This window comes from Mucilaginibacter sp. P5_A4, assembly GCF_056400605.1.
This window is the reverse complement of the sequence record NZ_JBFUKX010000008.1, coordinates 1-26,124: the sequence shown is the minus strand read 5'-3', so window position 1 is coordinate 26,124 and position 26,124 is coordinate 1. Positions and strand designations below refer to the sequence as shown.

The window sequence follows — 26,124 nt, the reverse complement described above, 5'->3', positions numbered from 1 at the left end:
GATGTAAATAATAATTGTAAACTTAAACACAATCATGAAAAACAGTATTTTGGTATTGTTAACCGGGCTAATCCTTAGTTTCATCTCCCCGTTACGTTCATCTGCACAAGCAAAGCAGGACCTATCCTTTGGTAATCATTTTACCTTCGAGTACAGAGGGGCGTATTATGGCGTTAAAGATACCGATTTGGCCACGGTAAAGTCCTTTAGAATGATAAACGACAAACACCCCATTTGGCTGGGCGTAAAGCTTAACCCCAATCTTGTCGATTTTTTTTCATCAAATATAAAATCGGTCTCTAAAGAGTATGCAAGTTATATCATTTCAGATACTTCAACGGCAATTTTAATAGCGTACGGCATTACAAAAGCTAATGTTGATGATTATCGCTATCATGTAGTTGAAAATGATAGTGTTGAATTAGTTCCATGGTCAAAAATTCCAATGCTCCAACAAAAATATGGGGCAATTGAACCTTATGGTTTTTTGGGTAAGTTTAAAGCTCCGGGTAAGCAACTATTGATAGAAGTGGTTAACACCAAAAATTACGATATACGGCAAGGGGTGGTGTGTGACTGGAAACCTAACTTTAAACCCTTTGTAACACGTATAGAAATTAACCGGTTAAAAGACTATTTTGATCTGGATAATTTAAAGCTTAATCATGGGTATGCTAAAAAGTTTAATGAGCACACTGGAATGCCGGTAGATTTTAGCTTTCCTGCTGACAGTGTGGTCAGTATGCGCTTATACTATAAACATCATGAAACTATACCCTATGTGGTGTACCTGGTTAAAAATGAGCGTGGCAAAAAAGACACTACCGAAATGGGGTATTATAACCGGGAAAACTATTATGATATAGATAGTAAGTTTTACAACAGGCCCGGCAAATATGAAATAATTATCCAGCGTGCAAATGACCTTGGCAAGTGGCCCGAAGAGCAAATGTTGCGGATCCCATTTAACGTTGAGCCGCCCCCGGTATCAGATAAAAAGGTCTCTATAAAACAAACCTTACCTTACATCATAGCAACACTCACGGGTGTTGTTTTGCTGTTTGGGGGGTATTATAGGCGCAACCAGGTAAAGCTGTTACGGGCAGCACAGGAAAAGCAAACAGCAGGGTTAAAATTGCAATCCATCCGTGCGCAGCTTAACCCACATTTTATGTTTAATGCTTTAACATCCATTCAAAACCTGGTGAATAAAAATGATATAGCAGGCGCAAATCATTACCTCTCCAAATTTGCAGGCTTAACCCGGCAGGTGTTGGATACCGGTAACGATGAACTATTAAGCCTGGAGCAGGAAATAACTATTTTAGATGATTACCTGCAAATGGAACAACTACGTTTCGGTTTTAAATATGAGATAAAGGTTGATGAAGCATTGAACAAGGCAAACACTGATATTCCTGCTATGTTGTTGCAACCATTTGTTGAAAACGCGGTTAAGCATGGTGTTGCCGTGTTAAAAGAAGCAGGCATAATTAAGATCTCAATTATCCGCGAAGCGAAAGATATCATCTTCGCTATAGAAGATAATGGCAAATGGATTAACCAGGATAGCCCCGGCGAAATAAACGGTTATGGCGTAAAATTAAGCGAAGAACGCGTAGCTTTATTAAATCAGTTATATAAAGATCAGCCTGTGAGTTTAAATATAGATACACAAGGGCCGGGTACTGTAGTTAGTATCCGTTTATCAAACTGGATATAATTTTACGCCCATGAGTATCCGAAGTATTATAGTTGATGATGAGCCTAACAATATCGAAAATTTGCAGCAGATCATCCAAACCTATTGCCTCCAAATTGATGTAGTGGCAACAGCATCAAATGCCATTGATGCTATAACAGCTATAAAAGCCAATCAACCCGACTTGCTGTTTCTGGATATTCAGATGCCTGGGCAATCGGGTTTTGATGTATTGCGGGCTTTTGATAAAATTAATTTCGAAGTTATTTTTATCACTGCTTATGATAAATACGGTATCCAGGCCATAAAGTTTTCGGCATTGGATTACCTGCTGAAACCGATAGATATAACCGAATTTAAACTGGCTGTTGAAAAGGCTGAGCAAAAGATAAGCGGCCGGCAACAAAATCAAAGTATAGAACACCTGCTGGAGTACATCAAGGCCGGCCAAAAGGAAACGCCCAAGATCACGCTGCCCACACTTACCGAGATCATGTATGTAAAAATTACCGACATCATCAGGTGCGAGGCATCAAACAATTATACCACATTTTACCTGCAAAGCCGCGAACAGGTGTTGGTATGCAAAACCCTTAAGGAGTTTGCCGATATATTAAAACCACACCATTTTGTGCGTACCCATCAATCGCACCTGGTGAACACACAATTTGTAAAAAGTTATTTGAAAGAGGATGGCGGTATTTTATTGTTAAGCGATAAAACCAAAGTTCCCATCTCGCGCCAAAACCGCGAAATGGTAAAAGATGCTTTAGGCAAAAGTTTAGCATAAAAAACCTATAATTGCATATACCTAACAAATTATGAAAATTATTTTATCAGCCCTTGTTTTGACCATTGCAGCAACTATAGCCTACGGCCAGGAAAAGCCGATGCCTTTGTATCCAAAAGGTGTGCCCAATTCAAAACCTACGCCTGCCACTTATGTAGAGAAAATAAATGGTGCATGGATAACAGGGGTAAGTGAACCAACCCTCACACCTTATTTGCCGGCAAAAGGTAAGGCCAACGGAGCCGCTATTGTAGTTTGCCCGGGCGGCGGTTATGGCGGTTTAGCCAATGCACATGAGGGGATAGCCATTTGCCAGGAATTTAATAAAATAGGTGTAACAGCGTTTTTACTGAAGTATCGCTTGCCAAGTGATGATATAATGGTAGATAGGTCAATCGGTCCGCTACAGGATGCGCAAATGGCCATATTAACTGTTCGTAAAAATGCTAAGGAGTGGGGGATAAACCCTGCAAAAATAGGAATTATTGGCTTTTCGGCCGGCGGGCACCTGGCATCTACCGAAGGAACACACTTTGATAAACCGGTGATTGAAAATAAAGACAACATTAGCCTGCGCCCCGATTTTATGATGCTGATATACCCTGTAATTAGTTTTGGCGAACAGGCTCATGTTGGTTCGCGCGAAAACCTGATAGGCAAAACACCATCGGCAGCGCAACTTGAATTATACTCAAACGAAAAACAAATTACGGCTAACACGCCGCCTACATTTTTGGTACATGCCCAGGATGATAATGTGGTGCCTGTGCAAAACAGCCTGATGTTTTATGATGCCTTGCTAAAAAATAAAGTAAAGGCCGAGATGCACCTGTTCCAGGAAGGCGGCCACGGTTTTGGCATGAATAACTCCAAAAACAAAGGCAAATGGTTTGAATGGGCCACCAATTGGCTGGAGGAGAATGGTTTTTTGAGCGGGAAGTAAGATCTGCCTGTTCGATATTTTTTTATGAGCTTAATAACAAGGTTGTTTAGTATAAAGCATACGTTGAAAGAGGAAATACTTAATGAAGGCCTTAGTATGGCATGGAGTTTGGTAAGAATTGGTTACAGCCAATAAATCTAAGATTAAAGAGTAAATTTAATCACTTATCGGATTTGGACATAATTACATATGACGAATTATGTCGGACTGCTATGAGTCAGGGGCGTAGTTTCATTATGGATACTCTTATCGCTTTAGTTGATGAGCATAAAACTATAACGGCTCATGACCTCAAATTACGGTTTAACGATTATATTAAAAAACATTATGATTGGATAAATGGAGTTAACATTTCTAAATTACATAGTCAAGGATTATACTATGCGTGGAAAGAAGGATTAGATAAAGTAGTAGTTGACTAAATCTTAAACGAGGTTTACCCCAATATTCCCAACAGCTCATTTAATTCCACTACCTTTTCCGTCGAACCAAGATTTTCGTAGGCGCTTATGAGGTTACGGATCACCCGTTTAATGATATCGGTATTTGAGCAGGGTTCATAAAACTGTTTATCAAACTTAAGGTTAAGCTGTTTCAAAAACATATCTACATCCCTGCGGCCAAAAATGAATCCCTTGTTAAAGGCATTGATGTAAAACAGGATGTTGCCTTCAAATTCACTTTCCATACTTTCATCCAGGTAGGCTAAAATGAAATGCTGTGGCAGGTTTACACCATAAACCGGGATATCCAGTTTTTGGGCGATAATGGAATAGATGATGGCCAGCGAGATCTGGTTGCCTTTCTTGGTTTCCAGCACCTGGCTCAGGAAGCTGTTTTGCGGGTCGAGGTGGTTGGAGGTGTTGCCGCTGAAACCATAAATATTGTAGAATACATGATTAATAAGCTTGATCTGTTCTTTAGGGCTGGCCTCATTCATCATCTGGATCCAGATGTCGCGCTTAATGGATTCTATCTGGTTTATAACTTTCTGTTCGTCCAGATCGGGATATTGGTAGCGGTTAATGATAAGGATGCCCTGTAAAAGATCGAAAGCGCCACCCTGGTGCCAAAGCTTAAGGTCGTTTTTTAATGTGCCGAATTGGATCTCGTGTACCAGGTTAGCAATACGTTCCTGCTGCACCGCATCAAAGGCTTGCTCAAAGGCCGTTTCCAGGTATGCTATCACTTCAATACCATAGCCGAGCAGTTTTTCGTGAACATGCTCATAGATCTCGTTATCTGGGTCGTCCAGTAACCGGATCAAAGAGTTTACTTCCGTCGGATTTATCATACGCTATACTGCTAAAATACTAAACTTTTTTACTTTTGCAGTGATGTTAAGTTTCAGATTAGTGCAAGATTATGTGCAGCATCGCCTCAGGGCAAACAACAGGCATGGCGTACATTCTCCGTTTGTATATAAGCTGATTGATACAGTAATATACGATTATAAAGACCAAAAAGTGTACCATGAGGCTGAAGCTCTGCATATATCCGGTCGGAAAACAGGGGTATTAAAGCCTAAAGTAAACCAGCTGCTTTACAGGTTAACCGCTTATTTTAATCCGGCCACCATTATTGAAATTGGCACGGGAGATAGCATAACAACCTTTTACCTGCAAAAGGCCGTACCTGATGCCAGGGTTTATATTATCGAAAATGATGGTACAATTGCCGGCATAGGCGAAGCAACAGTTGATATGATTCTTTTTAACAGCAATCAGTGTAAGAATGAAATGCTGAACTATTTTGAACTATGCCTCCCCAAAACGCATAATGATACCGTACTTGTTTTTACCGGTATTTATCAAAGCAGGGAAATGAAACAAGCCTGGACTCAAATCAAAGCACATCCAAAGGTTACGCTAACTATTGATCTGTTCTGGATAGGTCTCGTGTTCTTCAAATCCGGCAGGGCTGAGAAGGAACATTTTAAGGTGAAGTATTGATCAGAATTAGCAGAATTTTGAAATTAGCAGAATTCGCGCTTAAATTCTGAATCTTCAAAAATTCTGTAAATTCTGATTTAAAACGATTGCCCCAGCGCTGCATAAAATCCGCTCTGCCGCGCTTCTCCCGTAACCTTTTGACCTATACCGTAATCAGCCCTGATGCTTAGGCCCTTCTCAATATCAAAAAAGTAACGGACACCGGCGCCGTAGTTGGGTTTCAATTGTCCCCAGCTAAAGCTTTTGTTAAAAACCTCTCCGGTACCTATAAAACCTGCAAGGCCAATGCGCGGACTTAAGCGGTAACGCAGCTCGGTTTGGCCGGCAAGCATATTACGGTCGCGGTAACGTCCGTTGTAATACCCCCGCATCAACTCGTCGTTGCCCAAAGCGGGCATTAAATAAAATGGTGACTGTTTGCCCGTAAGGTTTTGCTCCTGTATGTCGACCCCAAGAACCAGTTTTTTACTAAGCGAAAAAAACTGGGAATATTCTATATTAAATAAGCCGCCTTTATAATCATTATTGCCAAATAAGCCATGCGTAATTTCAAATGATGTGTTTATAATGGCACCTTTAGTAGTGTAGGTATTATTGTTACGGCTATCAAAAATAAGGCTTGGGCCAATGTAGGCGCTGGTGCCGTCTTCACGGTTTTCAACTCTTGGATCGGTATAAAAAATACTGTTGGCTTGTCCATCGCCAAAGCTGTACCTGTAAGCACCTGCCACAAAACCGGCATATAAGTTATCGGTAAGTTTTTTTTCGGCTCCTATATATAATTTAATCCTTTTTTGCCCAACACGATCGGTGTTGGCTTTCAGCGTATTATTACCAATACCATAAAAATCAAAAGGGAAGTTTATATAGCTGATGCCTGCTGTAAAGTGATATTTGTTATGCGGTGTCCAGTAGCTGGTACTTAAACTAAGGCGGTTTTGACCTTTGGTTGTAATGGTAGCGTAAGTAAAAATGTTTGATACACGCGTGTCGCTTTTAAGGCTATCGGTATAAAATGAATACAAACCAGCCCCGCCCACTTCAAGCCCTGTTTCGGGTGCCGAACTGAGAACCGGTAAAATAACAAAGCTGCTTTTTTTACTGCTATCCTTATCAAAATACATTTTACGGATAAATTTAGGGAGAAGGTTTGTTTGCGAAAACGCAGGTTGCAGGCAAAAAATAAACAGCAGAGTTGTTACAAATGTCTTCATAGGCAATTTTTGCTAATATAGCCTCATTTGCCTTTATGATAGTTGAATTTTAGAGTATTTTGAATTTAAAAATCATAATTAACTAAAATGCCTACTTTTGCACCTGAATTTTATTGATACACCATGAGCATCACAAGAGGACCTATTTCGCAGTTTATTGAAAAAAACTACCTGCATTTTAACTCAGCAGCATTAATGGATGCCGCCAAAGGATATGAGACCCACCTTGATGAAGGAGGTAAAATGATGGTTACCCTGGCCGGTGCCATGAGCACTGCGGAGCTGGGCATTTCGCTGGCCGAGATGATCCGCCAGGATAAAATTGACATAATCTCCTGTACCGGGGCCAATCTTGAAGAAGACATCATGAACCTGGTAGCGCACTCGCACTACAAAAGGGTGCCCAACTACCGCGATCTTAGTCCGCAGGAAGAGTGGGATTTGTTGGAGAATCACTATAACCGTGTTACCGATACCTGTATTCCCGAAGAGGAAGCTTTCCGCAGGCTGCAAAAACATATTCACAAAATATGGAAAGATGCTGATGACAGCGGCGAGCGCTATTTCCCGCACGAATACATGTACAAAATATTACTAAGCGGTGAGCTGGAGCAGTATTATGAAATTGATCCTAAAAACTCATGGATGCTTGCTGCGGCCGAAAAAAACCTGCCTATAGTTGTGCCCGGATGGGAAGATAGCACCATGGGTAACATATTTGCATCCTACCTTATTAAAGGTGAGCTGAAGGCATCAACCATGAAAAGTGGTATCGAATATATGGCCTGGCTTGCAGATTGGTATACCAAAAATTCATCGGGCAAGGGTATAGGCTTTTTCCAGATAGGTGGCGGTATTGCGGGCGATTTCCCGATATGTGTTGTACCTATGCTTTACCAGGATATGGAGATGCATGATGTACCTTTCTGGAGTTACTTTTGTCAGATCTCGGATTCAACCACATCGTATGGTTCATACTCGGGTGCTGTGCCAAATGAGAAGATAACCTGGGGTAAGCTGGATATACACACCCCTAAGTTTATAGTGGAGAGCGATGCCACTATTGTAGCGCCCCTAATATTTGCCTGGATACTAAAACAGTAACAAAATTTAAAATCGATATTGGTGATAAAACCATTAAAAGATTTTCAAAATGATATAAATACATGCTAAAGGGTATTTAAATGGCATTTTTTACATTTATTTAGAACGATTATAAATTATAGGTTACTGTCATTTATGTGTCAGCGATACTGTAATAAATTTTACTTTTGTGCCTGTAATATTCAGATGGTGCATACATCAATACAGCGGAATAAACATTAATATAAAAATTATTTAGCATAAATACACTCTATGAGAAGTTTCTCATTCATTTTTAAACAATTCTCAAGATCGGTTTTACTGATTGTTGGGTTTGCTTTTTTAAGTCTTTCTGCTGCTTACGCACAAACGGACGCTGCTAAAGGCGAAACCATTTTTAAATCCAAATGTACTGCGTGTCACAAGATCGACCAGATAATGACCGGTCCGGCGCTTGGCCCGCAGATTACCGAAGAAACAGATGATAAATACCTTATCAAATGGATTCAGAACAACCAGGCTTTAATCGCTGCAAAAAATCCTAAGGCTCTTGCTATTTATAACAAGTTTGAGCAGAAGGCGATGACCACCTTTACAGACCTGTCTGATGCAGATGTAGGTAATGTTATTACCTATGTACGTGCTGAGTGGAAAACCATGCAGGACGCAAAAGCCAACCCGGCTAATAATGCTGGTGCAGCTAAAGTTGACGAAGGTCCAAGCGGTCTTGTTATCTGGGGATTAGTTGGCGTTGTCGTAATCGCTTTCATTGTAATATTAGTACTTAACAAAGTTGTTGGAACATTAGAGCGCCTGCTGTTAAAAAACAAAGATCTTGTAATTGAAGAAGAGCCGGTTGCGGTTGATAAGAACGCTTTACTTAAAAAGGTCCTTAAAAACAAAAAGCTGGTATTCTTTATCCTTGTATGCGGTACTATAGCAATGGGCAGCTGGGGATGGGTTTCCCTTTGGAACACTAATGTACACACAGGTTACCAACCGGTGCAGCCAATCAAATACTCTCATGAGTTACATGCCGGTACTATGAAAATAGATTGCCAGTACTGTCACTCAGGTGCATATAAATCAAAAAATGCTTCTATCCCATCATTAAACGTATGTATGAACTGCCACAAGGTTGTTAAAACCGAGTCGCCGGAGATACACAAGATATATGATGCTTTGGGTTATGATCCAAAAACTCAGAAGTATGACAGTACAGCAGCCAAGCCTATTCAATGGGTAAGGATCCACAACCTGCCGGATCTGGCTTACTTTAACCACTCGCAACACGTAAAAGTTGGCGGTATCAAATGCCAAACCTGTCATGGTCCTGTTCAAACCATGAAAGAGGTTTACCAATACTCGCCGCTTACCATGAAATGGTGTATACAGTGCCACAAACGTACCGAGGTTAACGGTAAAGGAAACGCTTATTACGACAGCATACTTGCAGCTCACGACAAGATTAAAAAAGGCGAGAAAGTTACTGCCGCAGTTTTAGGTGGTATCGAGTGCGGTAAATGTCACTATTAATAAATAAGAATTTAGCATTACAGTTTATATAGCTTAAATGGACAGCAATAAAAAATACTGGAAAGGTTTAGAAGAACTAAACAAAACACCAGAATTTGTTGAGAAAAATAAAAACGAGTTTGCAGAGCCTATTCCTATTGAGGAAGTGCTGAGCGGATCTGGTTTATCGGCTAAAACTCCCCGCCGCGACTTTTTAAAGGCGCTTGGCTTTGGTGTTGGTGCTGTTACACTGGCCGCTTGTCAAAAAGTACCTGTGCATAAATCAATTCCTTACCTTATAAAACCTGAGGAAGTTACACCTGGTGTAGCTAACTACTATTCTTCAACTTATGAAGGACAGGCTATTTTGGTAAAAACACGTGAAGGCCGCCCTATTAAAGTTGAGGGTAACCCACATGACGTGTTTGCAAAGGGTGGATTAAGCGCACAGGGACAGGCCTCGGTATTGGATCTGTATGATGTAAACCGTACACAGGATCCTAAAATTGATGGCAACGATGCGGCATGGCCCGAAGTTGATGCTTTTGTTTTACGTGAACTTGCTGCTATTGCGGCTGCAGGTAAAGGCATCCGTATAGTTACTTCAACTATCCACAGCCCATCTACTTTAGCAGTTATTGCTGATTTTGTTGCAAAATATCCAACCGCTAAGCATATCAATTATGATGCGGTATCCTATACAGGTATTATCCAGGCTAATCAAAATAGCTTTGGCAAAGCCGTATTACCACATTACAATTTTGATAAAGCAGAAGTGATTGTAAGCTTTGGCGCTGATTTCCTTGGTACCTGGATCTCGCCGGAAGAGTTTACCCGCCAATACGTATCAAATCGTAACAGCAAGTCACTGGAAAGCAAAAAAATGTCGCGCCACATTCAGTTTGAGGCAGGAATGAGCTTAACCGGTACCAATGCCGATAACCGCTATCCTATCAAACCATCTGAAGAAGGTGTTGCCTTATTAAGCTTATACAATGCTGTTGCAGGCACAAGCTTAGCCGGGTCAAAAAAATTAAGCAATAAAGCTATTGATAATGCCATAACCCTTGCCGCTAAAGAATTGGTTGCTGCAAAAGGTAAAGCATTAGTTGTTGCAGGTTCAAATGATGTAGCTACGCAAACTTTAGTAAATGCCATTAACTCAATATTGGGTAGCTATGGTAGTACTATCGACCTTGATAATGCATCAAAACAATATGCCGGTAACGATCAGGATTTTGTAGCGTTTGTAAAAGAATTAACCGCCGGCCAGGTTGGCGCGGTATTATTCCTTAACGCTAATCCTGCTTACGATTACTTTAAAGCAAAAGAGTTTACTGACGCACTTAAAAAAGTACGTTTAAAAATATCATTCTCAGATCATAATGATGAAACTGCTTTACTATCAAACGTAGTAGCGCCAAATCATCATTATTTAGAATCATGGGGTGATGCCAACGCTGTAGAAGGTTATTATACCGTAATACAGCCAACCATTAACCCGGTGTATAACACCCGCCAGGCCGAGCATAGCTTACTGGTATGGAGTGAGAGCCCTGTGAAGGATTACTATACTTATGTACGTAACACCTGGGATAACGGATTATTGGCAAAAGGCGGCTTATCCGGTCAAAAAGGATGGGAAGAGTTGTTGCAAAAAGGCATGATCAAAACTGCTCCTTTAGCAGCTGGTGTCTATACTTTTAGCCATGATCTTAATGCTGTGGCACAAACTATATTAGATCATAGCAACAGCCTGGTATCTGGTGATAAATTTGAATTACAGGTTTATCAATCAGTAGCAATGGGCGATGGTAAACGTGCCAATAACCCATGGTTGCAGGAGCTGCCAGATCCGGTATCTAAAGTTACATGGGATAACTTTGCTGCCATGTCAATGGCAGATATTAAGAAGCTTGGTTACGAAGAAGGTGATGTGATCAAAATTGAAGCTAATGGTTATACTGTTGAAGTACCTGTATTGGCTCAGCCAGGTCAGGCGCAAGGCACTATATCGGTTGCTGTTGGTTATGGTAGGGTAAGTGCTGGTACGGTAGGTAATAATGTAGGTAAAAACGCATTCCCTTTCTATAGCTTCCGTAACGGAACATTGCAAACTACTGCTGTTATTACATCATTTGGTAAAACAGGTATCATATCGCCGCTTGCGCAAACACAAACTCACCACTCATACGAGGGCAGGAGTGTTATCCGCGAAGCTTCATTTACAGCATACAAAAAGAACCCTGCTGCCGGTAGCGGTAACGAGGGCGAACATAAGGACTATAATAAAACCAGCCTTTGGGATGATCACGACCGCCCTGTTTACGACTGGGTTATGGCCATCGACCTTAATGCATGTACTGGCTGCGGTGCCTGCGTGGTAGCTTGTAGCGCCGAAAACAATATTCCTGTTGTAGGTAAAGATGAGGTTAAGCGTCGTCGCGAAATGCACTGGATCCGTATTGACCGTTACTACAGCTTTAACGACCATGGCGACAGTGAAGAGGCTGTAACCGAAGAGAAGGAAATTGCTAAGCTTACCAATTTTGATAATGTATCGGTAGTTCACCAGCCGATGCTTTGCCAGCACTGTGATCACGCGCCATGCGAAACAGTATGCCCGGTATTAGCAACTGTTCACTCATCAGAAGGATTGAACCAAATGGCTTACAACCGTTGTATCGGTACACGTTATTGCGCAAATAACTGCCCTTATAAAGTACGCCGTTTTAACTGGTTTAATTATTGGAACGACTCTCGTTTTGATAACTACCTGAACAATGAACATACACAATTGGTATTGAACCCTGATGTTACCACACGTTTCCGTGGGGTAATGGAAAAATGCTCGATGTGTGTTCAGCGGATCCAGGCAGGTAAGTTAAAAGCCAAAATGGAAAAACGTCCGCTTAAGGATGGTGAGATCAAGGTTGCCTGCCAGCAAACATGTTCGGCTAATGCTATCGTATTTGGTAACAGGAATGATAAAAACTCAGAAGTTTATAAAGCATTACAGAGCGAAAGAACTTACTACGTGCTTGAAGAGTTAAACGTTCAGCCAGGTATTGGTTACCAGGTTAAGGTGAGAAATTTATCAGAATTAGAGGCTTAAAATTTTTATATACAGAGATTAAAATATATGGCATCTCATAGTGAATCAATAATAAGGGAACCGTTAATCACGGGTAAAAACATCACCTACGGTCAGATTACTGACGATGTATTACGCCCCGTAGAGAATATGCCGGGTAAAGCCTGGTGGATCGGTTTTAGTGTAGCGTCATTGGGCTCCCTGCTTTGGGTTTTTGCCATCAGCTATACATTTTGGTTTGGAATAGGCTCGTGGGGACTAAATAAAACAGTTGGATGGGCCTGGGATATTACCGGTTTCGTGTGGTGGGTAGGTATCGGTCACGCTGGTACGCTTATCTCGGCGGTATTGTTGTTGTTCCGTCAAAACTGGCGTAACTCTATCAACCGCTCGGCCGAGGCCATGACAATTTTTGCGGTAATTTGTGCCGCTACCTATATCGGTGCTCACATGGGCCGCCCGTGGATGGCAGTTTACTCATTACCTTTACCAAATCAGTACGGCTCATTATGGGTTAACTGGAACTCGCCGCTTATCTGGGACGTATTCGCGATATCAACTTACTTCTCGGTTTCTTTGGTATTCTGGTATACAGGTTTATTGCCTGATATAGCTACCATCCGCGACCGTGCAACAGGCTTACGCCGCCGTATTTACTCCGTGTTGTCATTTGGATGGACAGGTTCGGTTAAAACCTGGCAACGTTTCGAGACCGTGTCATTAATCCTGGCAGGTATCTCAACACCACTGGTACTATCTGTACACACCATTGTATCAATGGACTTTGCAACATCACTGGAACCAGGATGGCACACAACCATCTTCCCTCCATACTTCGTTGCGGGCGCTATCTTCTCTGGCTTTGCCATGGTGCAAACACTATTGTTAGTAGCACGTAAAGTATTAGGCTTAGAAAACTACATCACCATGTTCCACATTGAATCGATGAATAAGATCATCCTTTTAACAGGTTCTATCGTAGGTGTGGCTTATTTAACAGAGCTTTTCATCGCATTTTACTCACAGGCCGAGTATGAGCAATACGCTTTCATGAACCGTATCTCGGGACCGTACTGGTGGGCATACTGGAGCATGATGACCTGTAACGTAATTACACCACAGTTATTTTGGTTCAAGAAAATCCGTACCAATATCCCATTGGCCTGGACACTTTCAATCGTTGTAAACATCGGTATGTGGTTTGAGCGTTTCGTAATTATCGTAACATCACTACACCGCGATTATATCCCATCAAGCTGGGCCATGTTTTATCCAACCTGGGTTGATGTAAGTGTCTTTATCGGTTCAATAGGTTTATTCTTTACCATGTTCCTTTTATTTATAAGGGTGCTGCCTTCAGTGGCTATGGCCGAGGTGAAACTGATACTTAAAAGCTCAAGTGAGCAAGCAAAAAGAAAAATACTTGCAAATGGCCATGTTGAACCAGCCGAGGCTGAGTTTTATGTTAGCTCATTAGGTAAGTTTGATAGTGTTGAACAATCTTCATACGAAAAAGTATAAAAATGAGTAGCACCAAATATATATTAGGCATTTTCGATGATCCGGATGATCTGATGCACGGGATCGATAAATTACAAAAGAGTAGCGTACCTATTTATGACGTTTATTCACCTTGTCCAATTCATGGTATTGATGCTAAATTAGGTATCAAGGACTCGCGTTTGGGTTATGCAGCGTTCATGTTCGGCTGTTTAGGTGGCACCATTATGTTTAGCATGGTTTACTACATGCTGGTACATGACTGGCCTACCAACATAGGAGGAAAGAATGCTTTTGCCATACCAGATTTTGTACCGGTAACCTTTGAGTGGACTGTGTTATGGACTGCTTTTGGTATGACGTTTACTTTCTTTTTTGCAACGCACCTTTTCCCGGGCCGTGCGCCAAGGGTAATGGACCTGCGTGCTACTAACGACAAATTTGTTATCGCCATTGATGCAAAAGGTAATACACCGCATGCAGATATCACCAATTTATTAAAAGAAGCAGGAGCTGTAGAAGTTAAGCATAACGACAGAAAATATGTTAGCTATGAATAAATTTAGAATATTAGGAACAATAGTTATCATTATCGCTGCTTCGATAGTTGTAACATCGTGCAAGGATAAAAGAAGTACTGGCTGGGAGTATGCCCCTAACATGTATGAGCACACCGCTTACGATCCCGATCAAAAGAACCCTAACTTTAAAGATGGTAAAACTGCCCAGGTACCACCGGCCGGAACTATTCCGGTAGGCTTTACCAAGTTTGATTATCCCAACACAAAGGATGGTTATGAACTGGCAAGTGTTGAGGTTAAAACTGTTTTAGCACAAACTCAGGCTAATTATAAAGATGGCAAGATTTTGTTTGAGCATTTTTGCTCGCCATGTCATGGCGAAAAGGGGCTTGGTGATGGAGAAGTGGTAAAACACGGTTATCCACCTCCGCCATCGTATTCAAGCGGACAGTCATCACGTGGCGGCGCAATGAAAGATTTAACAGACGGTAAAATTTATCATACCATTACATACGGTGTAAACGCCATGGGTTCATATGCCTCGCAGCTTAACCCTGAAGAGCGCTGGAAAGTGATCATGTATGTTCACCATTTACAAACATTATAAGAATAAAATTGAATGAGCACTCATAATAGTTTTGACGAGCAATTTGAATTTACCGGCAAGGTAAAAACATATAGCCTGGCTGCCATAGCAGTAGGGGTTATAACCATACTTGCCGGGTTTTTGACCGGATTTGGCGAACGCACATTTGCAAATTTATTGCTGATGAGCTATTACTTTGCCTGTGTTTGCATGGCAGGTGTATTTTTCTGCGCATTACAATATGTTGCGCAGGCAGGTTGGTCGGCTTCATTGATCCGTATTCCACAGGCATTTGCTAAAACACTGCCAATAGCCGCTATTATATTATTGGTAGTAGTAATAGCCGGCTTAAATATTACACACAATACCGAAATTGAAGGCAAGCAGGTTGTTGCACCTTATTTATATAAATTGTGGAACATAGCTGGTGTTGCCGTTAAGGGTAATGCTAATTATGATCCCATTATAGCAGGTAAATCGGTATTTTTAAATCAACCTTTCTTTTTGGTACGCATGGTTGTATTTTTGGGTAGTTACGCTATTTTTGGTTCGCTACTGGTTAAATATTCAGAAGGTGAAGATGAGTTGGGGGGGATGTTTTACTATCGTAAAAGCTTTACCATATCATGTTTATTTTTGGTAATATTTGGGTTTACCTCACCAATATTCGCTTTTGATACCATCATGTCATTAGAAGCTCACTGGTTTTCAACAATGTTTGGCTGGTATAACTTTGCCGCTATGTGGGTTAGCTGTTTAGCTATTATTACGCTAACTATTATTAAATTAAGAGAAAATGGTTACATGCAATGGATCTCACAGGATCACCTGCATAATCTTGGCCAGCTAATGTTTGGTTTTTCTATCTTTTGGACATATGTTTGGTTTGCCCAGTTCCTGTTGATCTACTACGCCAACATTCCAGAAGAAACAGTTTATTTTTTACGCAGATGGGAACCCGAATTTAAACCATGGTTCTGGTTAAATATTGTTATCAACTTTTTAGCGCCGTTATTGATAATCATGTCTCGTGATTCAAAACGTACTACAAAAGTATTAAAGGTTACCTGTTATGTTTTAATTATAGGTCACTGGCTTGATTATTTTCAAATGGTAATGCCGGGCACGGTAGGTCCAACATCGCAATGGTATACCGAAATACTTTGGATTGAAGCAGGTGTGGCAATAGGGTTTGTAGGGTTGTTTGTATTTTTGACGATGAATGCACTAAGCAAGTTCAAATCAATAATTCCTAAAAAACACCCTTTCCTACAGGAGAGCCTTCATCATCACATATAATAATTGTTATTTTTGCAACAAGTACAGAATACCAAACAAACATTAAAATGGCATTCAAAAAATTAATAAATTCTAAATTCTTACTATCGTTTTTCGCTGCGTTTATGCTTATGGGCACTAACCTGGTGATTGCGCAAACACAAGCTGCAGCAGCCGGTACTACCGAAGATGCCCCACAAGTTGATTGGACCGGTGTTGCCTATTATTCGCTTTTGTTTTTGCTGATATGTGTTGGTGTGGCTGTGGTAGGTAAAATTTTAAAAATCTACGATCTTACCCTTAAAATTCAGGGTAAAAAAGGCCTTAAATGGAACAATGTAATGGGTTTTACTTGCCTTGCGTTCTTGCTTGCAGGTTTGTATGGTTCCTATTGGTCATTTACAGTTCAGGGAAGCATGAGCTTACCGGAAGCAGCCTCTATTCACGGTATTAAAATTGATGAGATGTTCACCGTTACAACGGTGTTGACGATGATCGTGTTTTTTATTACACAAATATTATTGTTTGGGTTTTTATTTCAATACCGTCACTCTGATAAACGCAGGGCACACTTTTTACCGCATAATAATACCATCGAAAAGGTATGGACCATAGTACCTGCTATAGTTTTAACTATATTGGTTGTCTTCGGATTTTTTACCTGGCAAACAATTATGGATAACACTGATGCTAAGGGCGAAGTTGCAGCCATCGATGTTGATATAACCGGTCACCAGTTTGCCTGGGAACTACGTTATCCTGGTAAGGATGGCAAATTAGGCCCTAAGGACTTTAAACTAACTACTGCATCAAACAAACTGGGTGTTAATTTCAAAAGGAAAAGCAGCTTTGATGATTTGTCTGCCGATACCATGTACCTGCCGGTAAACAGATCTGTAAGGTTAAATATACAAGCCCAGGATGTTATCCATAGTGTTTACATGCCACACTTCAGGGTTCAGCTTAACGCCGTACCGGGATTACCAACCTATTTTAAATTTACCCCAACTATTACTACTGCGCAAATGCGCACCCGATTGGACGACCCTAAATTTGAGTACTTAGTGTACTGTAACAAAATATGCGGTGGCGGTCACTATAACATGCAAAAAATTGTGCGTGTAGTTTCTGAAGCCGAATACCAGACATGGTTATCACACCAAAAACCGTACTTAACCGATGGGTTAAGGAAGGAATTGCATTTCGCAGCCGCGGAACCGCAACAAACAGTGTCTCAAAATAGGTTAGCGTTAAATAATTAATATAAGATAAAAGAGCGATATGTCAACATTAGCAGTTCACGATCACGGAGTAGCACATCACGACGAACACGGTCACGAACATCACCATAACGAAACTTTCGTGTCTAAATACATATTTAGCATGGATCATAAAATGATTGCCAAGCAATTCCTTATTACAGGTATTACTATGGCGGTTATTGCAATGATATTATCAATACTTTTCAGGATTCAGCTGGCTTATCCAGATAAAACATTCCCGTTGTTGACTACATTACTGGGTCATTTTGCGCCAAACGGACGTATCAGTACCGAGTTTTATCTGTCATTGGTTACTATTCACGGTACCATCATGGTATTCTTTGTATTAACGGCCGGTTTAAGCGGTACTTTTGCCAACTTATTGATTCCCTTGCAGATAGGCGCCCGTGACATGGCTTCGCCATTCATGAATATGTTATCATACTGGTTCTTCTTTTTGGCGAGTGTGATAATGTTATCATCATTCCTGGTTCAAAAAGGCCCTGCCAGTGGTGGTTGGACAATCTATCCTCCGTTATCGGCACTGCCAAAAGCTATGCCCGGGTCCGGTGAGGGTATGACCTTGTGGCTTATCAGTATGGTATTGTTTGTTGCTTCATCGTTAATGGGCGGTATCAACTATGTAAGTACCGTGTTAAACATGCGTACAAAAGGTATGGACCTTTGGAAAATGCCTTTAACTATCTGGGCTTTATTCCTTACCGCTATATTGGGTATCCTTGCATTCCCGGTATTGGTTGCCGGTGTTGTATTGTTGATATTTGACCGCAGCTTTGGTACAAGCTTCTATCTTTCTGATATCGTATTAAATGGTGTTCAGCAACCTTATGAAGGTGGTAGCCCAATCCTGTTCCAGCATTTATTCTGGTTCCTGGGTCACCCGGAGGTATATATCGTAATTATGCCGGCGATGGGTATTTCGTCCGAGGTAATGTCGGTAAACTCACGTAAACCAATTTTTGGTTACCACGCGATGGTTTATTCACTGATAGGTATTACCGTATTATCGTTCATCGTATGGGGGCACCATATGTTTGTAACCGGTATGAATCCGTTCCTTGGTGGGGTGTTTATGATCACTACGCTGATCATTGCGGTTCCATCGGCAGTAAAAACATTTAACTGGTTGGCAACTTTATGGCGCGGTAACATCAGGTTTACACCTGCAATGTTGTTTGCTATTGGTATGGTGTCATTCTTTATATCAGGTGGTTTAACCGGGATCTTCCTGGGTAATGCTGCATTGGATATCAACTTACATGATACTTATTTTGTTGTAGCTCACTTTCACCTGGTAATGGGTTCGGCAGCGATATTTGGTATGCTTGCCGGTGTTTATCACTGGTTCCCTAAAATGTTTGGTAAACTGATGGACGAGAAGTTAGGGTACCTGCACTTCTGGTTAACTTTCATCGGTGCTTACCTGGTATTCTTCCCGATGCACTTTATGGGATTGGATGGTGTACCACGTCGTTACTATGCATTTACTGAATTTGCTTCAATGCAAAAATGGTTAACTATCAATACATTTATTACCTGGGCGGCTATCATGGCAGCTTTAGCACAGGTAGCTTTCTTATATAACTTTATCGTATCGATATTTGCCGGTAAAAAAACAACGCAGAATCCATGGGAATCAAATACCCTGGAGTGGACGGCCCCAGTGGAGCATATTCATGGTAACTGGCCGGGTGAGATACCAACTGTTTATCGTTGGCCTTATGATTACAGCAAGCCAGGTGCCGAAGAGGATTTTATCCCGCAAACTGTTCCTTTTTCACAAACCATGAGCTCAAATCTTCCTCATGATTTTGAAGATAACCCGGCGGGTTTAGCGGAGCTAAACAAGTTTAACAGTACGCTGAAAGCTGAAGAAAAAGTAAAATAATCTTAATACTGATCTGATCTTTTAGGGTACCGTGTTAAGTCTTAAGTCGGAAGTCTTAAGTTCTCAGTTATAACTCAGAACTTAAGACTTAAGAACTTCCGACTTAATAAGGTACCCTAAATTTTTAGAAATATTTAAATGAGCATAGCCGCACGTAATAAACGATTTCAAAAAATCAACCTCATAACAATCGTTCTTCTTTTTGTTTTGATACTTGCCGGTGGTGTTGTGCGTAGTACAGGGTCAGGAATGGGATGCCCGGACTGGCCAAAATGTTTTGGCAGGTATATACCGCCAACAAGCAGTACCGATTTGCCTAAAGATTATAAGCAAAAATATGCTGATCGGCGTTTAGCTAAAAATCAGCGGTTCGCCAAAACGCTGGATATATTTGGTTATAGTGATTTGGCGAAACGCATTCGCGAAGACAGATCCATTTTGATCCCGGAAGAATTCAACGTGGGCAAAACCTGGACAGAATATATTAATCGTTTAATAGGAGCTATATCTGGTATTTTCCTGCTTCTTTCGGCTATATATTCACTTAGCTATTGGAGTAAGGATAAAAAGATAACAGTATTAAGTATACTAAACGTTATTCTGGTGGGTTTCCAGGGATGGTTAGGATCTATAGTAGTATCAACAAACTTAGTGGCGTGGATAGTTACTGTACACATGCTGCTGGCGTTGGCCATATTGGGATTGTGCATCTATACCTATCATTTGGCAAAGGTTTACGGCATTGGTAAGTTGAATACCAACCCGCTTATTTATATTATCACATTGGTCGCTTTATTATTAAGTATCCTGCAGATCACTTTTGGCACCGAGGTAAGGGAGAAGATTGATGCCGTTGCATCCCACTTTCAGGGTGGTTACCGCAATAGCTGGGTTGTTAACGCAGGCGAAATCTTTGCGCATCACAGGGACATGGCCATTTTGATATTTATTATAAACGTGGTATTATATGCATTGGTACGTAAGCGTTTTAACAGGCATTCTATTCATCAGCAGTTAATGAGCTTTAACTTTTTGATGATTATGCTGCAGATAGTTACAGGGATATTGTTATCATATTGGGCGCTGCCGCCAGTTGCACAGGCAGCACATATTTTATTGGCGAGTTTGGTATTTGGAGCACAATTTTATTTGCTGTTGAATTTGCATCAGTCGGTTAATGTTAGGGGGGGAAGTAAATGAAATGGAGTGATTTTTCAAAACTGATAAAATTAAGGCTTACCTTTTTGGTAGTATTTTCGGCCTCTATTTCATTTTTGATAGGCAGCAGGGCAAACGGTCATATTGATTGGATAAACTGGGTAAAACTGATTGTTGGTGGTTTCCTGGTAACATCAGCAGCTAATGGTTTTAACGAGATCATTGAAAAAGATTTGGATAAATTGATGAAGCGTACCATGGACCGCCCAATTCCTTCGGGAAAAATGACTACCGGGCAGGCATTGGTTTTAAGTTTAGCTATGGGAATGGCCGGAACCTACCTGTTAGGCAGCCTTAACCTGCTAACCGGGTTGTTATCGGTATTTTCGATATTGTTATATGCTTTTGCTTACACGCCATTAAAGCGTAAATCGCCCATCGCAGTGTTTGTGGGTGCTATACCGGGCGCATTGCCGCCGCTTATTGGTTACGTGGCCGCTCAGCAGCATGGTCGTATTGATGAAATAGCTTTAATATTATTTGCAATTCAGTTTGTATGGCAATTTCCACATTTTTGGGCTATTGCCTGGGTTTTGGATGATGATTACAAGCTGGCCGGTTTTAGGCTATTACCAACAGGAAACCGAAATTTAGGAAGTGCGATAATTACCTTTATATTTACATTGATACTATTGCCGGTAAGTTTACTGCCATATTTTTATCACCATGGTGGTTACTGGTTGGCTGGGGTATCGTTGGTATGTAGTATAATATTTTTATACCAGGCATATGGCCTGTTGCGCACCCGGCAAATAGAGGCGGCCCGCAAACTGATGTTTGGATCGTTTATGTATTTGCCTGTAGTGCAGCTAATGTTTTTATTTGATTTTATAGGAAAGTGAAAGTAATGATGGCTTCGATTCAGAAAAATAATGACAGGCTTGATCTGGCGCCAAAAAAATTCAACATGTGGATTTTTATCTTCACATCGTTCATGTTTTTTGCGGCTTTAACCAGCGGGTTTATTGTTTATAGCGGGGGCAAGGGGCACGGCCTTAATGTAATTATGCCCAGCGCTTTTATTTATAGCACGGCTGCTATTATATTAAGCAGTGGTACATTGTTATTAGCCCAGAGGGCGGCTAAGAGATTACAGTTTGGCGAACAGAAACTGTATTTATGGTTAACATTTATGCTGGGTTTGGCGTTTTTTGCTATACAGATTTACGCATGGTACGTGTTAACTTATAAAATGGGCATCTATTTTACCGATCCCAATGCATCACGTTCGTTTATTTATGCCTTTACGGGTACGCATTTAATACACATTATTGCAGCTATCTTATTACTATTAAATACCCTTTGGGGCACATACAGGAACATTCCACAGGTACGAAACATGTTTAAAATGGAAATGACTTCTATTTTTTGGCATTTTCTCGGAATTATATGGATTTATCTGTATGTTTTTTTACTTTTGAACCAAAATTAACACACCATTATTTAAGTACAAATGAGTACAACAGTATCACAAATTGATGAAGTAAAAACAACTCCGTGGTCAGGAGGGAGATCTCCCTTCAATGTTGAGTACGGAAAAATTATGATGTGGTTTTTTCTCCTTTCGGATGCATTTACCTTTTCGTCATTACTAATTTCTTACGGCTCACTGCGTTTTAGCGCAAGTGTATGGCCCGCAGCAGATAAAGTTTTCCAATCGGTACCCGGCTTGTTAGATAGCGGAGCGCCGTTAGTTTTTGTCGGCTTGATGACCTTTATCCTGATCATGAGCTCGGTTACCATGGTATTAGCTGTTGAGGCAGGCCATCGTAATGCTAAAAAAGAAGTTTTATGGTGGATGGTAGCTACCATTATTGGCGGTTTTATGTTCCTGGGTTGCCAGGCATTAGAGTGGAGCCACCTGCATCATGAAGGTTTCTGGTGGGGAAGTACACCTGCTATTGAAGAATTAGGTAAGTTTTTTAACGCTGGTGGTACCGATGCTGCAAGGCATTTAACAGCTCAGGAGTTTGCAAACTTATTCTTTACCATCACAGGTTTCCACGGTTTTCACGTATTTACAGGGGTTATAATCAATATTATTATCACCGTTAATGTGTTAAGAGGTACCTATGAAAAACGCGGCAGCTATTTAATGGTTGAAAAAGTAGGCCTTTATTGGCACTTTGTAGATCTGGTTTGGGTATTTGTGTTTACATTCTTTTACTTAGTTTAAAAAAATTATATATGTCGTCAGAATCACACGAAGTTCATCACGAAGGCGGTGAGCACGAAACAATGACCCGGAAAAAAATCTGGAAAGTGTTTTTTATATTATTGGCCATTACCTGTGTTGAATTCATTATAGCATTGGTTGTTGTACCTGGTCACCCAGAGTATCTGAGAGTTGCAAATCCTGTGTACATAGTTTTAACACTGCTTAAAGCATTTTACATTGTAGCTTACTTTATGCACTTAAAGTTCGAGAAATTGGGTTTGGCATTAGCTATTATAGTTCCAATTATATTTATAATCGGTTTAATCCTGGTACTTACTAACGAGAGCCACCACTGGATTGACCTGAGGGGGTAATGAAAGCTGCCATCTGGAAAAAAATTATAGTCCTGGTGCTCATATTAGCAGTACCAGGATTTTTGTATTATTTACTAACCGCAAAGGGTAAAAACAGGTATAAACCACTAAGTTTTTTCGGCCCAAAGGAGGTAGCCAAAACCACGCATAGGTTTCATGGCAAGGATATCCCTGATACCAACTATTACCAGGTTCCGGCTTTTAAGCTTACCGATCAGGATGGTAAACAGTTTACAGAAGCCGACCTGAAAGGCAAAATATTTGTAGCCGGTTTTTTTTATACCCACTGCCCAACAGTATGCAATACCATCAATAAAAATTTGAGCTACCTGGTGGGTACTTACTGGAAAAACAAGATGGTGTATTTTACCTCCATTACCGTTGATCCTGAGCGCGATACCCCGGATGTTTTAAAAAAATACCTGCAAAGCTATAAGCCCGAATCAAACCGCTGGGTATTTTTAACTGGCGACACTACATCTATCTATTCCCTGGCCCGTAAAGGCTTTTTAGTTGATGCGGTACAAACAGGCAAGGACGATTTTATATACAGCGATAAGCTGATCCTTATCGACCAGGATAAACACATCAGGGGATATTATTCGGGCGCCAATACCACCGATGTTAACCGCCTTAACGACGAAATAAAAGTACTGATTGCAGAAGAGTTGCGTAAAGTTGATAAAGCCTTATACTAAGTGATATGACCGATAAATTTATTTTCCGTTTTGTGGCATCGGTCACCATATTTGTGGTACTGGTAGTTGTTGTTTTAAACCGCCACCTTATCCCCGGTCCGGCAGTAGCCCCGGCGTTTACGCCATACCTGCCTATGCTGAATGCCATATTGAATGGCACCTGTGCTGTGCTTTTACTTACATCACTTTACTTTATTAAAGAAGGCAATATAAAGGTTCATAAAAGGCTTAATATTGTTACATTTTGTTTGTCATCTACATTCCTGGTATCGTACATCCTGTTTCATTACCTGATGCGTAATGATACATTCTATGGTGATGCCAATTTTGACGGAATACTTTCAATTGACGAGCGTGAATCTATTGGCGTATTGCGTACCGTATATCTCAGCATTTTGATCCCGCACATTGTATTGGCCGCCGGTGTTTTACCGCTGATATTATTAAGCTTTTACCGCGGCCTGCAAATGCAGGTAGAAAAGCACCGTAAACTTGTACGCTGGGCATTCCCGATATGGTTATTTGTAACGGTAAGCGGTGTAGTGGTTTATTTAATGATAAGGCCGTACTATCATTTTTAACAGGCAGACAATATAGTCTGGCAGGCTTATTTTAGCGATGCCTTTGGCCCGGGCTGTGCATTCATACACCTGCAGGCATTACGCTCATTGGCCGGTATCCATTTCCATCCCTATCGCATTGTCTGAAACCGGAATTTATGGAATTAGCCGAATTACACGAATTTTTAAAATTCTGATTTTTTTAATTCGATAAATCCCGGTTCAGACGACATCTTTGCCCTCAACTATCTTCGTAAGTATGCGATTCTATTTCTAATAATAATTAGTTAAATTTGTAGTATGAAACGAGTTTCAAAAATCATTCTTTTCGTAATGGCCCTTGGGCTTATGGTATGCGCAAGGCAGCCTGTAAAAGCACAATGCGCGCAATGTGCTGCCACTGTTGAAACAAATACTAAAAGCGGCGGTAACGCAGCTAAAGGCTTAAATAAAGGCATCCTATTTCTTTTAGGTGCGCCTTACTTTGCAGTTGCTGCCGGCGGGTATATTTGGTACAAAAAATATCGCCGTAAAAATGTTAACCTTAACATGCGCGACGAAAAACTGAACCTGAATTAAGTAATTTATATAGTCCCCTAATTTATTAACATGCCGGAAACACCAAAATCATGGGCGATGCTTCATTGTAAATGCCCGCGATGCCGTCGTGGAGATATGTTTCAGGGAGGGGCGTATAGCTTTTCGAATAAAATAAACCTCAATTGCCCGCATTGCAATATGCATTTTGAGATAGAACCAGGATATTTTTACGCAGCTATGTACGTAAGCTATGCCCTAAATGTGGGTGAAGCATTAGGCCTGGCCTGGCTTACATATTTAATTACGCACAATTCCGATTCGCCCTGGTTATATCTTAGTGTAATTATTTTAGGCTGCCTTGTACTGGCACCTATAAATTTCAGATATTCGCGTGTGCTTTTGTTATATTGGCTATCGCCCAAAATACATTACCAGGCCTATTTAGATACTGATGATATACCAGGAAAGTCTTGAATTTTTAAAAGATCTGGCTCAAAACAACAATCGTGAATGGTTTTTGGCCAATAAAGAACGTTACGATGCTGCCCGTGAAAATGTAATTGACTTTACAGGCCAGTTGCTTGCCAAACTGCAAAAGATAGATCCGGCGATTGATGAAACTACGGACCCTAAAAAACGGGTAATGCGAATTTATCGCGATATCCGTTTCAGCAAAAATAAAACTCCTTATAAAGATAATTTCGGCGTAAGCATCCCTTCTGCGGGCTTAAAAGGCGGCAGTGCGGGGTTCTATTTGCAGATTTCGCCGGGAAATTCATTTATTGCCGGTGGTTACTGGATGCCCGAGGCTGCTCACTTGAAAGCCATACGCCAGGAGATAGATTATAACGCATCTGCATTAAAGCAGATTATTGATGATAAAGCCTTTATCGAATTATTTGGTGATTTCAGAAAACAAGAGCAATTAAAGTCTGTTCCCAGAGAATACAGCGCTGAAAATGAAAATATCGACCTGCTAAAGTTGAAAAGCTTTGTAGCCTGGCATAAAATATCCGACGAGGATATCACAAAAGATAGCGCAGTACAGCTGGTGGCTGATATGTGCAGTAAAATATATCCGCTGAATGTTTTCCTGAAGAATGCACTCGCATAATAACAACCTGAAAATTAACCACATGAAAACTAAATATCTATTATTAGCCGCTGCTTTTTGCATAGCCATTAGCTCATGCAAAATATTATCGCCCAAAGAGTACAGATCATTAT

26 protein-coding genes are annotated in these 26,124 nt (G+C 40.8%); 24 read left to right on the top strand and 2 right to left on the bottom strand.

All coding sequences use genetic code 11. The features are described from left to right. Positions 1-34: 34 nt before the first annotated feature. The 4 genes from AC1DQW_RS07235 to AC1DQW_RS07220 all read left to right on the top strand — a co-directional run bounded on the left by AC1DQW_RS07235 (position 35) and on the right by AC1DQW_RS07220 (position 3,857). A complete protein-coding gene (locus AC1DQW_RS07235) occupies positions 35-1,723 on the top strand; it encodes a sensor histidine kinase (protein WP_477453477.1) in 1,689 nt (562 codons plus the stop codon). A gap of 10 nt (positions 1,724-1,733) precedes the next feature. After that, on the top strand, positions 1,734-2,492 hold the full coding sequence (locus AC1DQW_RS07230; RefSeq protein WP_477453476.1) for a LytR/AlgR family response regulator transcription factor: 759 nt from the start codon (positions 1,734-1,736) through the stop codon (positions 2,490-2,492). 31 nt (positions 2,493-2,523) lie between these two features. Further along, complete coding sequence (locus tag AC1DQW_RS07225) at positions 2,524-3,435, top strand: alpha/beta hydrolase (protein WP_477453475.1); 912 nt, start codon at positions 2,524-2,526, stop codon at positions 3,433-3,435. A 101-nt stretch (positions 3,436-3,536) separates the two neighbouring features. Then, the gene (locus AC1DQW_RS07220) at positions 3,537-3,857 is read left to right on the top strand and encodes a hypothetical protein (RefSeq protein ID WP_477453474.1); all 321 of its coding nucleotides are present in this window, start codon (positions 3,537-3,539) and stop codon (positions 3,855-3,857) included. A gap of 14 nt (positions 3,858-3,871) precedes the next feature. On the opposite strand, the gene AC1DQW_RS07215 is transcribed toward AC1DQW_RS07220, so the two are convergent. Further along, positions 3,872-4,729 carry a transglutaminase family protein gene (locus tag AC1DQW_RS07215; protein ID WP_477453473.1) on the bottom strand — a complete coding sequence of 286 codons (858 nt, stop codon included), beginning with the start codon at positions 4,727-4,729 and terminating at the stop codon, positions 3,872-3,874. Between the two features lie 43 nt (positions 4,730-4,772). On the opposite strand from AC1DQW_RS07215, the gene AC1DQW_RS07210 reads away from it, so the two are divergent. Continuing rightward, the gene (locus tag AC1DQW_RS07210; protein WP_477453472.1) at positions 4,773-5,387 is read left to right on the top strand and encodes an O-methyltransferase; all 615 of its coding nucleotides are present in this window, start codon (positions 4,773-4,775) and stop codon (positions 5,385-5,387) included. A gap of 77 nt (positions 5,388-5,464) precedes the next feature. Here the strand turns inward: AC1DQW_RS07210 and AC1DQW_RS07205 are convergent, their stop codons facing one another. Further along, entirely contained in the window at positions 5,465-6,601 is a 1,137-nt protein-coding gene (locus AC1DQW_RS07205) for a BamA/TamA family outer membrane protein (protein WP_477453471.1), read from the bottom strand. A gap of 123 nt (positions 6,602-6,724) precedes the next feature. Here AC1DQW_RS07205 and AC1DQW_RS07200 point away from each other — a divergent pair, with 123 nt between their 5' ends. The 19 genes from AC1DQW_RS07200 (at position 6,725) to AC1DQW_RS07110 (ending at position 26,011) form a co-directional block, all read left to right on the top strand. Further along, complete coding sequence (locus AC1DQW_RS07200) at positions 6,725-7,705, top strand: deoxyhypusine synthase family protein (protein WP_477453470.1); 981 nt, start codon at positions 6,725-6,727, stop codon at positions 7,703-7,705. A gap of 252 nt (positions 7,706-7,957) precedes the next feature. Further along, positions 7,958-9,220: a c-type cytochrome gene (locus AC1DQW_RS07195; RefSeq protein WP_477453469.1), complete on the top strand. Its 1,263-nt coding sequence runs from the start codon at positions 7,958-7,960 to the stop codon at positions 9,218-9,220. Positions 9,221-9,257: 37 nt separating this feature from the next. After that, a complete protein-coding gene (locus AC1DQW_RS07190; RefSeq protein WP_477453468.1) occupies positions 9,258-12,314 on the top strand; it encodes a TAT-variant-translocated molybdopterin oxidoreductase in 3,057 nt (1,018 codons plus the stop codon). A gap of 27 nt (positions 12,315-12,341) precedes the next feature. Beyond that, a complete protein-coding gene (gene nrfD, locus AC1DQW_RS07185; protein WP_477414743.1) occupies positions 12,342-13,814 on the top strand; it encodes an NrfD/PsrC family molybdoenzyme membrane anchor subunit in 1,473 nt (490 codons plus the stop codon). Positions 13,815-13,816: 2 nt separating this feature from the next. Beyond that, on the top strand, positions 13,817-14,353 hold the full coding sequence (locus AC1DQW_RS07180) for a DUF3341 domain-containing protein (protein ID WP_477402666.1): 537 nt from the start codon (positions 13,817-13,819) through the stop codon (positions 14,351-14,353). Continuing rightward, positions 14,337-14,921, top strand: coding sequence for a c-type cytochrome (locus AC1DQW_RS07175; RefSeq protein ID WP_477402667.1), 585 nt, complete (start codon positions 14,337-14,339; stop codon positions 14,919-14,921). Before AC1DQW_RS07180 ends, AC1DQW_RS07175 begins: the two co-directional genes overlap by 17 nt. A gap of 12 nt (positions 14,922-14,933) precedes the next feature. Continuing rightward, on the top strand, positions 14,934-16,199 hold the full coding sequence (locus tag AC1DQW_RS07170; RefSeq protein WP_477453467.1) for a quinol:cytochrome C oxidoreductase: 1,266 nt from the start codon (positions 14,934-14,936) through the stop codon (positions 16,197-16,199). A 47-nt stretch (positions 16,200-16,246) separates the two neighbouring features. Next, the gene (locus AC1DQW_RS07165) at positions 16,247-17,440 is read left to right on the top strand and encodes a cytochrome c oxidase subunit II (protein ID WP_477453466.1); all 1,194 of its coding nucleotides are present in this window, start codon (positions 16,247-16,249) and stop codon (positions 17,438-17,440) included. A gap of 19 nt (positions 17,441-17,459) precedes the next feature. After that, positions 17,460-19,349, top strand: coding sequence for a cytochrome c oxidase subunit I (locus AC1DQW_RS07160; protein WP_477453465.1), 1,890 nt, complete (start codon positions 17,460-17,462; stop codon positions 19,347-19,349). 138 nt (positions 19,350-19,487) lie between these two features. Further along, a complete protein-coding gene (locus AC1DQW_RS07155; protein WP_477453464.1) occupies positions 19,488-20,549 on the top strand; it encodes a COX15/CtaA family protein in 1,062 nt (353 codons plus the stop codon). Then, complete coding sequence (gene cyoE / locus AC1DQW_RS07150; RefSeq protein ID WP_477453463.1) at positions 20,546-21,409, top strand: heme o synthase; 864 nt, start codon at positions 20,546-20,548, stop codon at positions 21,407-21,409. Before AC1DQW_RS07155 ends, cyoE begins: the two co-directional genes overlap by 4 nt. Before the next feature lie 5 nt (positions 21,410-21,414). Next, a complete protein-coding gene (locus AC1DQW_RS07145) occupies positions 21,415-21,999 on the top strand; it encodes a cytochrome c oxidase subunit 3 (RefSeq protein WP_477414731.1) in 585 nt (194 codons plus the stop codon). Positions 22,000-22,020: 21 nt separating this feature from the next. Continuing rightward, entirely contained in the window at positions 22,021-22,743 is a 723-nt protein-coding gene (locus AC1DQW_RS07140) for a cytochrome c oxidase subunit 3 (RefSeq protein ID WP_477453462.1), read from the top strand. 11 nt (positions 22,744-22,754) lie between these two features. Continuing rightward, positions 22,755-23,099: a cytochrome C oxidase subunit IV family protein gene (locus AC1DQW_RS07135; RefSeq protein ID WP_477405463.1), complete on the top strand. Its 345-nt coding sequence runs from the start codon at positions 22,755-22,757 to the stop codon at positions 23,097-23,099. Then, positions 23,099-23,797, top strand: coding sequence for an SCO family protein (locus AC1DQW_RS07130; protein WP_477453461.1), 699 nt, complete (start codon positions 23,099-23,101; stop codon positions 23,795-23,797). The genes AC1DQW_RS07135 and AC1DQW_RS07130 overlap by 1 nt, the downstream gene beginning before the upstream one ends. Before the next feature lie 5 nt (positions 23,798-23,802). Beyond that, the gene (locus AC1DQW_RS07125; RefSeq protein WP_477453460.1) at positions 23,803-24,378 is read left to right on the top strand and encodes a DUF420 domain-containing protein; all 576 of its coding nucleotides are present in this window, start codon (positions 23,803-23,805) and stop codon (positions 24,376-24,378) included. A 279-nt stretch (positions 24,379-24,657) separates the two neighbouring features. Further along, positions 24,658-24,936: a hypothetical protein gene (locus tag AC1DQW_RS07120; protein ID WP_477405469.1), complete on the top strand. Its 279-nt coding sequence runs from the start codon at positions 24,658-24,660 to the stop codon at positions 24,934-24,936. A gap of 159 nt (positions 24,937-25,095) precedes the next feature. Then, positions 25,096-25,371, top strand: coding sequence for a hypothetical protein (locus AC1DQW_RS07115; RefSeq protein ID WP_477405471.1), 276 nt, complete (start codon positions 25,096-25,098; stop codon positions 25,369-25,371). Beyond that, a complete protein-coding gene (locus AC1DQW_RS07110) occupies positions 25,349-26,011 on the top strand; it encodes a DUF2461 domain-containing protein (RefSeq protein ID WP_477453459.1) in 663 nt (220 codons plus the stop codon). Before AC1DQW_RS07115 ends, AC1DQW_RS07110 begins: the two co-directional genes overlap by 23 nt. Positions 26,012-26,124 lie beyond the last annotated feature (113 nt).